This is a genomic window from Nostoc sp. JL34 (assembly GCF_017114945.1).
Lineage (GTDB): Bacteria > Cyanobacteriota > Cyanobacteriia > Cyanobacteriales > Nostocaceae > Nostoc.
Window position 1 is genome coordinate 1 of sequence record NZ_JABXKQ010000153.1, and the last position, 9409, is coordinate 9409.

10 protein-coding genes are annotated in these 9409 nt (G+C 41.2%); 7 read left to right on the forward strand and 3 right to left on the reverse strand.

The features are described from left to right. Positions 1–96 precede the first annotated feature (96 nt). Positions 97–513, reverse strand: coding sequence for a KTSC domain-containing protein (locus HWQ44_RS28080; protein ID WP_292725266.1), 417 nt, complete (start codon positions 511–513; stop codon positions 97–99). A gap of 602 nt (positions 514–1115) precedes the next feature. Between HWQ44_RS28080 and HWQ44_RS28085 the strand changes: the two genes are divergently transcribed. Together HWQ44_RS28085 and HWQ44_RS28090 are read left to right on the forward strand one after the other, a co-directional pair. After that, the gene (locus HWQ44_RS28085) at positions 1116–1508 is read left to right on the forward strand and encodes a hypothetical protein (RefSeq protein ID WP_292725267.1); all 393 of its coding nucleotides are present in this window, start codon (positions 1116–1118) and stop codon (positions 1506–1508) included. A 248-nt stretch (positions 1509–1756) separates the two neighbouring features. Next, the gene (locus HWQ44_RS28090) at positions 1757–2725 is read left to right on the forward strand and encodes a tetratricopeptide repeat protein (RefSeq protein ID WP_292725268.1); all 969 of its coding nucleotides are present in this window, start codon (positions 1757–1759) and stop codon (positions 2723–2725) included. A 65-nt stretch (positions 2726–2790) separates the two neighbouring features. Here the strand turns inward: HWQ44_RS28090 and HWQ44_RS28095 are convergent, their stop codons facing one another. After that, positions 2791–3516 carry a DUF411 domain-containing protein gene (locus HWQ44_RS28095; protein ID WP_292725269.1) on the reverse strand — a complete coding sequence of 242 codons (726 nt, stop codon included), beginning with the start codon at positions 3514–3516 and terminating at the stop codon, positions 2791–2793. Positions 3517–3890: 374 nt separating this feature from the next. Then, positions 3891–4334, reverse strand: a complete 444-nt coding sequence (locus tag HWQ44_RS28100) for a pyridoxamine 5'-phosphate oxidase family protein (protein WP_292725270.1) — start codon at positions 4332–4334, stop codon at positions 3891–3893. Positions 4335–5080: 746 nt separating this feature from the next. Here HWQ44_RS28100 and HWQ44_RS28105 point away from each other — a divergent pair. The 5 genes from HWQ44_RS28105 (at position 5081) to HWQ44_RS28125 (ending at position 8946) form a co-directional block, all read left to right on the forward strand. Further along, positions 5081–5272 carry a bromodomain-containing protein gene (locus HWQ44_RS28105; protein WP_292725271.1) on the forward strand — a complete coding sequence of 64 codons (192 nt, stop codon included), beginning with the start codon at positions 5081–5083 and terminating at the stop codon, positions 5270–5272. A gap of 84 nt (positions 5273–5356) precedes the next feature. Beyond that, entirely contained in the window at positions 5357–5908 is a 552-nt protein-coding gene (locus HWQ44_RS28110) for an alpha/beta hydrolase (protein WP_292725272.1), read from the forward strand. Between the two features lie 184 nt (positions 5909–6092). After that, the gene (locus tag HWQ44_RS28115; RefSeq protein ID WP_292725273.1) at positions 6093–6665 is read left to right on the forward strand and encodes an HdeD family acid-resistance protein; all 573 of its coding nucleotides are present in this window, start codon (positions 6093–6095) and stop codon (positions 6663–6665) included. Between the two features lie 43 nt (positions 6666–6708). Further along, positions 6709–6861 (forward strand): hypothetical protein, encoded by a 153-nt coding sequence (locus HWQ44_RS28120; protein WP_292725274.1) that lies wholly within the window; start codon positions 6709–6711, stop codon positions 6859–6861. A gap of 12 nt (positions 6862–6873) precedes the next feature. Next, positions 6874–8946, forward strand: coding sequence for a family 10 glycosylhydrolase (locus HWQ44_RS28125; protein WP_292725275.1), 2073 nt, complete (start codon positions 6874–6876; stop codon positions 8944–8946). The last annotated feature ends 463 nt before the right edge of the window (positions 8947–9409 follow it).

The following is a 9409-nucleotide window of genomic DNA, read 5'->3' on the forward strand; positions in this document are numbered from 1 at the left end:
AGGTAGCCGTTCTTGAACCCAATTAAATACCCTTGCTAAGTTAAACTCTTAGTAATTAATTATACTCTCATGAGAGTAATAAAAGAGCGTTAGTCATTAATCTAAACTATCTAGACGATCGCAGTCATATCTACCTTTTATCTCTTGATTGTAAAAACTGCCAATTGAGTCAGAAGAATGTAAATCTTCCCAAGTATCCTCATCTACGCCTAAGTATTGATAAACAGCTCCACTTTGAAACTCAACTTGCAAGATTTGTTCGTTGCGATCGTAGCCCACAGCCATAGCCATCGAGGAGATAACTGGTAGCATGACAATTGGTTCTTCTTCAAAGGGCAATGCAGTCGTTTCGGCAATCGCCTCGTTCAGTTCTTGCAATCCTTCGTAAGCTTGTATTGGCGCCGGAATTTCCAAAAACTCTAGTTCGTCGCCTCGGTCGAGCAACAACTGCAAATATCCGTCAGAGTGAGCGATCGCTACTAAACTGCTCAAGTTTACCTTAGATAGCTTCATTTATTTTATGCTCTCCTGTTGGCGTAGTCGGGAGTATTAAAGTTTTATGCAACACTTATGTGTTTATATAATACATTTGTACTATAAAAGCATTTGGCTGTCAAGCTTTTTTGACTACAGTGGTTTGCTATCGAGTTGGGCTTACCGCAATACGCTTCGGTTAACAAAGTTATCTATTGAGGTGAGCAGGGGGAGAAGAGAAGCAGGGGAAGAGAAATTGCTGAATAATAACTCTCTTTGCTCTCCTGCCCTCCTGCCTCCTTCACCTAATCTTGGGAAACTTGATAATTGCTGCGATCGCCTGATATCTGCGCTTGGGCGATCGCAGCAATTTCTGCTTTGTTAGGGGAACTCAAGAGGCGAATTGAAAAATTGCATAAATGTTAAATTCGCCTGAGTTAAGTACTTGAAAACTTCAACAAATCCTTTCTGTATCTGGATTTAAGGGAGTTTCACTGCTCTTAATATCGCTCACTATTTCACCCTTTTGGGTGAGTCATATATCAACCGATCAGGTGACCTGACTGAAGGAAGCTGAGATTAATAATAAAGAGGATTCTATTACTAAGGAACACCGATCGCATTTTACCTAAGAAGAACTTATGAAACTTACTACCTTAATAAATTCTGCACTTCTCTTTGCTTCTATTACTCTTGTACCTGGAATTGCAAGCGCTCAAACAGCTACTACCAATAACAGTGAAGCAATAGTTATTAACTCTAATAATTTATCCAGTAACTCTACTTCTGTGAATTACCTCCAGCCTTTGAATCTAGTTACTTTTGCTTATCAAGGAGGTCTACAACAACACGGGATTCCTAGCGGAGGAGCGCTAGTAGTTGAAACTCTGAAAAGAAATATTATTGCGAAAGATGTAGTTAAGGCTGCTGTTAATGCCGATAAATTACCATCACAAGTTTTAAACGACCAAAATTATCTAAGTGCTGTTAATTTACAACTCAACGCATTGCCCGATTATGCTGCTGCTGATTGATTTGGTTTTTCTTATATCTTTATGAGAAAGCTAAATTTTGTGAGTATACTATATTCGTAGGGTTGTTACCAATATAAATAATAGCCTTTTATACACAGGGCTTGCTACGTATAAAAGAAAGATTTTTGAAGAACAATTTCTATATTTTGAGATAACTGTGCCTATAAGTTGCACTCATCCTGTGCTGAAGGCGCAGAAAATTGTATAATCAACAGCTTATTGATCAAAAATTTCGTTTTCTATAGAGAATGACAGACGTAATTAGATCCGGGAGCCTAAATAACATTGAGTCCATTGAGTTTGAACAGCAGTGCTTAGAAAAAGCCAGAGAAACAGATGATGCCTACGGTGGGGAAAGCCAACATAATGAGGAAGTCATTTCTCTAGGAAGTTTGGGCAATGCTTACCATTCACAAGGCGAGTACCACCTGGCAATTGAGTTTTATCAGCAGTGGTTGGATATAGCTAGAGAAAGAGGCGATCGCTTGGGGGAAGCCAAATCTTTATCTGGGTTGGGTAATGCTTACCAATCATTGGGCAAATACCAGCGAGCGATTGAACTTTATCACCAGTGGTTGAGTATCACCAGGAAAATAGGCGATTGCACTGGAGAAGGCATTTGTTTGGGAAGTTTGGGCAATACTTATGAATGCCTGGGCAAGTACGAACAAGCGATTGAGTTTTATCAGCAGTGGTTGAGTATAACGAAGAAAATAGGCGATTGGACTGGGGAATGCATTTGCCTGGGAAGTTTGGGCAATACTTATGAATCATTGGGGCATTACCAACCGGCTATTGAGTTTTACCAGCAATGGTTAGGGCTGGCAAGATTCATCAGCGATCGCAATGGGCAAGCCATGGCCTTGAGTGGGTTGGGCAGTGCTTATAAAGCTTTGGGACAGTACCAAATGGCCTTTGAGTTTCATCAGCATTCATTAAAGATCAGAAGGGATCTTGATGACCGAAATGGGGAAGCAAACGCTTGGTTTAATTTGGGTTTGGTGTTAGAAAAAATCAATCGAGAATCAGAAGCGCTTGATGCCTTTTGCAATGCTCGTGAAATTTATCACGCAATGGGACTCGATGCAAGCCTGCAAGATTGTAATCATGCCATTGAGCTTCTTTCTCAAAATCTTGCAAGCGCAGCCTCTGTCTTCTGGTTTGAGAGATGGTTAAGTCATTTGTCGCAGTTGATCAAAACTGGTTCTAAACAATGAAGTGTGCTCAGTTCCGAGTGCTGTTAGCGGTAACCGCCCAAACGCTCTGCTACCGCTAACAGGACTCAGGACTCAGCACGATACTTATTAAATACTGCAACTGAGTCATTACGATCAAAGGAAAATACAGAAAACGGGTCTTTTCGATTCCCCATCTCCATCCCTGGAGTACCTACAGGCATTTGAGGAACAGATAAACCAGCAACATTTGGCTTTTCTTGAAGGAGACGTTTGATGTCATCTGCTGGGACGTGTCCTTCAATGACATATCCATTAACAATTGCTGTGTGGCAAGATGACAAATTATCCGGCACGTTGTACTTTTGTTTGACTGTTTCGATATCAGTCGTAGAAAAATCGGTGATTTTAAAACCCTGTGCCTTTAAGTGATCGATCCATCCACCACAACAGTTACAGTCGGGACTGTGATATACAGTGGCATTGAGTGCTGTTGATTTTAATGGTGTCTGTTGATTCTGGATGCGTTTAGTGGTACTTACTAGTTGAGGATTTCCTGCAACAGAAGTAGGAAAAACAGCTTGAGCATGACTCATAGGAGCAGTGCTTGCCAAAATGCCTAACATCCCTGCTGTTAGACAAATCATTACTACTACTCGCACAGCAGTACGTACTAGGATGGAAGGTAACCATTTTTGCCAGTAATAAATAATATCATGTCTGGTAAAAGACTGATCATTTAGGCTGACGCGGGGACGCCAAAACGCGGGAACGCGGAGATATTTTAATGATAAGTAATTAGCTGGACTTGATATAAATTGTTTGTGCGACATCTGAGACTTACTAAATACAACATTGCCTAAAATTGTAACGAATTATCTTCAAAAAGACTCTGCGTCACTTTTCGCTTATTTTGGGTTTAAAAATACTCCGATTTTACGCAAAACTCTACTACGTTCTATAAAGCAAAAGTGATTGCTTATCAGTGATCATAACTGCAAGGGAGTTCTAAATAAAATATACATAAAAAAGGCTACAACATAGATGATGTAGCCATGTTTAATTCTACCTTTATCATGACTTTTTGCAATTAGAAATACTTAATCTTTGCCAATTTCGTTCAACAATTACACGCATTAGAATAATTCGTAATTGAATTTTTAACTACAAAATTATAAATTACGAATTACTCTGATGCGTGATGGTGTCAAAAACTAATTGTTTGTGGCTTAAAACTTGATGCACTATCCCAATAATTAATCAGGTTAATATTCACCTTCAGCAAAGCAATATCAGGTTCGTCCAGTCCTTTAGGAAACCAGGTTTGAAGTTCCGGCTTCCATAGCTCTCGCAACTTGTTGCGGTCTTCCACGAGTTGTGCTGTACCTGAGATAGAAATGTATCGCTGCTCCTCGGTTGACGAGAAACTAACATTGACCTGCTTATGGTGTTCAATTTCAGTTACCTTATGAGAACCAGCGTATGTAAAGAACCAGAGCGTGGCTTCAGAGTTAATCTGACCACTCTTTGACATAGGATAACTATGCAAACTGCCATCATCATCGACTGTGGTAAACATACCATAATCAATGTCTTTGATTAGTTCATGCAGCTTTTGAATTTGTTGATTGCGGTCTGTAGAAGTTGCCATTGTTTGTACTCTTTTCTCTATTTGCTTTTCCTGGGCTGTAATTTTTTCTTACAACCAGATTTAATGCTGGTAAAGTTATTTTTTTTCAGTATCAACCTTTTTTGTTTAAATTGCGTGAGCCTACAGATGGAATTATCCTAAAATTAGCTTTTTTAGTTATATCTATAGAGATATTGGTTGAGAGTGACTGTTCTGTGCGTATACAACTTTTAGGCATAGTAAGGTTAATTTTGTGCTTATTTCTTTAGACATAAATTTTGCACTAAATTCAAACTGCCTCTGTAACTTTAGGGTGATAAAGTCAGAATTTAGCAGACATACTATAAGGCAGTTGATTATTTGGAACGAGAATTGATTCTCAAACCTGATGATGCGGTAAACTCAGGAAATACCAATTAAAAATCATGGCTGCACATAGCTTGCTTCCCGTTCGCCCTTGGCGTTCTGTAGAGAAGGGTACAAAGCCGCTGCTCAGATATTCTGCAACTGGGAAATTTTATATCCAGCAGCAATAGCGATCGCAGATCATGAGAATAGTTATTACATTTGCGATCGCCACTCATAACTGGTTCTCAACGTGCTAATCTGTCAAGTTCCGCCCATTAGAGTATTCTTGCTCTCAGAGGTTGTAAAATTTGTACCCTCTGAATGAGCCTCTTCAACCTATAGCAGGAGTATCACTTTCCATAAAGCACCTACTATGAACAACTAAGTAATCAAATCGCAGTATATCTGCTTTTCAACTTATGGACTGGAAGTACAGGTGGAAAAATGGCTATCGACCAAGCCGAGATGAAGCAGCAAAAAATCCTCATTTGTTAGATGAGAGTCAGTTCGAGAACGAGCAAGACCGAAAGCTAGCTGAAGAATCTGCAAGGAAGCATTTGGGCGTACCTGCACCAACCTTAGACGAAGATCAATCAATACTACCTCATTAGCTTCGCCTTATGAAAAGGCTTAATACATAAGACATAGGCATTTTTTGTCTATGTCTGCTCCATACCATTATCAAGTTTAACAAAATGCAGATTTCTCAACTTTTCAATCAATTAAACAATAAGAATTTGACTAAGTTACTCACTCAGACTGTAGCTTTAGGCGTAAGTGCTATTGTTCTACTCTCAAGTACTAATGCTAATGCCGCCGAGCAAGTTGTTTTAAAATATGGTAATTTTCAGGGGCAAATATCTGTTGAAGAATTAAGTCAGTTTACAGAAACTGGCAAGACTACCCCGACATTAACGGCTTATTTGCAAGCGGCCCAACAAGACCCCGCAGTAGCTCGTAAGGCACTAAAAGCCCCAATAAAAGCCGATCCTGCCTTTTTAAATAACTTACTGTCTAGCTGGGCAGGGCCAATTTTAGTTGACCAAATTGGTGAGGTAGTTCACCCTCCGGTAGGACGACTAGATCAGCAGGCGCTGCGAAGCGCTTTAAGTGCATCTATTAAACAAAATGGTGAAGTAACATTACTTGGAGCCATTCAGAATTATCCAAATACTTCTGTTGAACTTGAAGGAGATCGTCTCATCTCTGTTTATGAGCGCCTAAGCAATCTTGCAGAACTCTTATGAGGGTTACATTAGAGACAATATAGTTCTCATCAGATGATTGGTTTAGTATCTCAATAGTCGTGAATTTTAGTCACGATGGCGATGAAGTTAATACTGATGAGTCTATCTTAGGGTTCATACCCTGTTACCTAGAAATTCCCTAATCTAAATGTAGAGTTTAGTCTAAAAATAGGGAAGAATTTGTATGACAAGCGATGTTTCTAGAGATATTAAAAAGGATGTTAATGGGTCACTGATAACTGGAGTTCTCCTGAGTGTTTTGGGGGTTATTGCGATCGCAGTGCCTAATTTCGCCACCATATTCGCCGAAACTTGGATTGCGGCGATTTTGATTTTTGCCGGATTTACCAAACTAGTTTATGCCACTCAAACCCGTGAACGAGGAGGTTTTCTTTGGAAACTTCTCTTGAGCGGACTCTATATTGCAACTGGCATCATGCTGTTTGTTTACCCTTATACGGGTGTTCTCACACTGACTCTGTTACTTGGTACCTTTTTGCTGACTGAAGGCACATTCGAGTTAATTCTGGCATTCCAGTTACGTCCGCAAGAGAACTGGACGTGGATACTAGCTGATGGCATTATTACGCTCGTGTTAGGTGCAATGATTTGGTTCCAGTGGCCCTTCAATGCGCCTTGGCTGATTGGGACATTAGTTGGTGTCAGCATTATTTTCACCGGTATTTCACGCGTGATGCTGGCGTTGAATGCGCGTTCTACTTTGAATCCTCCAGACGAAACTGCAAAAGCCACTTAATGGGAGTGGGGAGAAATCAATTCAAAATTCCAAATTAAAGAACTTGAACTTCTCCCTCATCTTTGCCAATGCCCCATGCCCAAACTTCGAGAGTGAAAGTTTACAAGACATTGCAGCAGCGATGCCTACGACTGGCTATGCCTACGCCAAGAAAATTGCTAAATTAACTAAGGAAATCAAAATCAAGGCCAGCTAGCTGCAATCAACAATGGTATCTATTGCTACTCCCTTCTCGGATATTCAAAACCATTGGGCACGCTTATTTATTACAGCCTTAGCCCAACGTGGTATTGTCAGTGGGTTGCCTAACGGCACCTATCGCCCCGATAACTCACTCACCCGTGCTGAATTTGCGGCCATCATCGCCAACGCATTTGGGACAGTTTCCAAGAAGCGGCAGTATGTCCCCTTTGTTGATGTATCTACTAATTATTGGGCAGCAGCCGCCATTCAAACAGCTTACGAAAAAGCATTTATTAGCGGGTTTCCTGATAAAACTTTCCGTTCCGCTAACCGAATTACTAGAGTAGAAGTTTTAGTTTCCTTGGTAGGAGGCTTAGAAATTGCCACCAAGGTAAAACCTGATCTTTTCTCACAACTCCCACAAATTTATCAAGATTATGTTCAGATTCCTGAGTATAGTAAAAATCAGGTAGCTATTGCCACCAGCGCTGGATTGGTGGTGAGTTTCCCAAATATCAAATTACTCAATCCCAATCTTGCAGCCACCCGTGCAGATGTGGCAGTGATTATTTATCAAGCTTTGGTGTATTTAGGTCAAGCAGAAAAAATTGCCTCTAGTTACCTAGTGCAGCCGCCAATTTCAACGCCCACGCCGATACCGACACCAATTCCAATACCAACTCCAACTCCAACGCCTACACCTATCGGTAGCGTTAGGGTAAATCATAGTCGGGAATTCCGGGGAGCATGGGTAGTATCTGTGTGGAATGGTGATTGGCCTTCCAAACCGGGACTTACTGTTGCTCAACAAAAAGCAGAACTTACCGAGATTATTACTAAATTACAAGCGCTAAACTTCAATGCCCTGATTTTCCAGGTACGACCGGAGGGAGACGCTTTGTATGAATCTCAATTAGAGCCTTGGAGTGCTTGGATTACAGGAACTCAGGGGAAAGCACCAGAACCATTTTATGATCCTTTAGCGTTTGCGATCGCAGAATGTCACAAGCGCAATATTGAACTCCATGCTTGGTTTAACCCTTACCGTGCTAGTACTTCCACCGACCCAGCTAAAACAGTCCGTCCCCACATAGCAGCTACCAATCCAGAAAGCGTTTATTTGTGGAAAACTCAACGCTGGATGGACCCAGGACTGAAAATAGTTCAGGATAGAGCTTACAATGTAATTCTCGATGTAGTGAAGCGCTACGATGTTGATGGCATTCACTTAGATGATTATTTCTATCCATATCCCATCGACGGACAACCTTTCCCCGATAACAAAACCTACGCTGCATATAAAGCAGCTGGTGGTACACTCAGCCTTGGCGACTGGCGACGGGACAATGTTAACAAAATGGTACAGCGCCTTTGGCAGGGAATTAAAGCAACCAAACCCGACGTTAAATTTGGTATTAGTCCCTTTGGGATTTATCGCCCCGGACAACCTGCTGGGATTACTGGGTTGGATGCTTACAACGTGCTGTATGCTGACTCGAAGAAATGGTTAGAACAAGGCTGGATTGATTATATTGCTCCTCAACTTTACTGGCGCACAGACCAAGCACAACAGAGTTATCCGGCGTTGCTAAAGTGGTGGACACAAGTAAACACAAAGCAAAGACATGTTTACGCTGGGAACAATCTGACAGAACCAAGCAACAAGAGTCGAGAGAGTGATGAGATTGAAAAGCAAGTGAAAATTAGTCGTAGCCAAGCTGGACAGTTGTCACTGGGGAATATCTTCTTTAATCTTGGTGTTTTGACAGAAAATAGTCAGGGCATTGCTGATAAATTTCAAAGTCTGCTTTATAACAAACCTGCGCTACCTCCAACTTTGCCTTGGCAGGATACAACGCCACCCCCTCCACCAATTGGACTACAAGTCAATAACCGCAAACTGAGTTGGCAGCCTGGTGACAATCAGCCAGTTCGTTCCTGGACACTTTATCGGCTGAGTGGTGATACTTGGACAATTCAGCGAATTTTGTCTGCTGGCACAACCTTCGCTACCGTCCAACAAGCGGGAAGCTATGCCGTGTGTGCGGTAGATAGATTGGCGAATGAGAGTGTAGGAACAGTTATTACAGTTAGTTGAACAAAGAACTGGGAAGATTTGGTTGGGGTCTGAATCCCCTCCAAATATTAAAAGAGTTTCTCGCCTAGTCCCTAATCCCCAACTGATTCCATAAGGGACTGACAAATAAAAAAATGTACAACTATTTATTGTGGGGTGGGCGTCTCGCCATTGGTGTCAAGTTAAGCTCAAACTTCCTATGTCAATAAGCATTTAGGCTTAAAAATTCGGTTTGAAAGGGACAAAAAACGAACTTTTTCATGGACTATTAATGCTTTGTTTATTAGCATCACTACCAGCTTGCGTATAAAATTCAGAAAAAAGTTCACCTTTATACTTCGTTCCTAACAAAACCTATCGTTGACAAATGGGTTTTAACCTTAAGTTGACACTAATGGCGTCTCGCCCGTAGTCGAAGGCGGGCAAGATGCCATTGGTGTCAAGTTAAGAAAAATAGAAACTTGTCAAGTGGGTAAAGCTCAGT

Bases quoted from the DNA above. Each gene is read 5' to 3' on its own strand.
- HWQ44_RS28080 (WP_292725266.1), bottom strand. From the start codon at position 513: ATGAAGCTATCTAAGGTAAACTTGAGCAGTTTAGTAGCGATCGCTCAC.
- HWQ44_RS28085 (WP_292725267.1), top strand. From the start codon at position 1,116: ATGAAACTTACTACCTTAATAAATTCTGCACTTCTCTTTGCTTCTATT.
- HWQ44_RS28090 (WP_292725268.1), top strand. From the start codon at position 1,757: ATGACAGACGTAATTAGATCCGGGAGCCTAAATAACATTGAGTCCATT.
- HWQ44_RS28095 (WP_292725269.1), bottom strand. From the start codon at position 3,516: ATGTCGCACAAACAATTTATATCAAGTCCAGCTAATTACTTATCATTA.
- HWQ44_RS28100 (WP_292725270.1), bottom strand. From the start codon at position 4,334: ATGGCAACTTCTACAGACCGCAATCAACAAATTCAAAAGCTGCATGAA.
- HWQ44_RS28105 (WP_292725271.1), top strand. From the start codon at position 5,081: ATGGACTGGAAGTACAGGTGGAAAAATGGCTATCGACCAAGCCGAGAT.
- HWQ44_RS28110 (WP_292725272.1), top strand. From the start codon at position 5,357: ATGCAGATTTCTCAACTTTTCAATCAATTAAACAATAAGAATTTGACT.
- HWQ44_RS28115 (WP_292725273.1), top strand. From the start codon at position 6,093: ATGACAAGCGATGTTTCTAGAGATATTAAAAAGGATGTTAATGGGTCA.
- HWQ44_RS28125 (WP_292725275.1), top strand. From the start codon at position 6,874: ATGGTATCTATTGCTACTCCCTTCTCGGATATTCAAAACCATTGGGCA.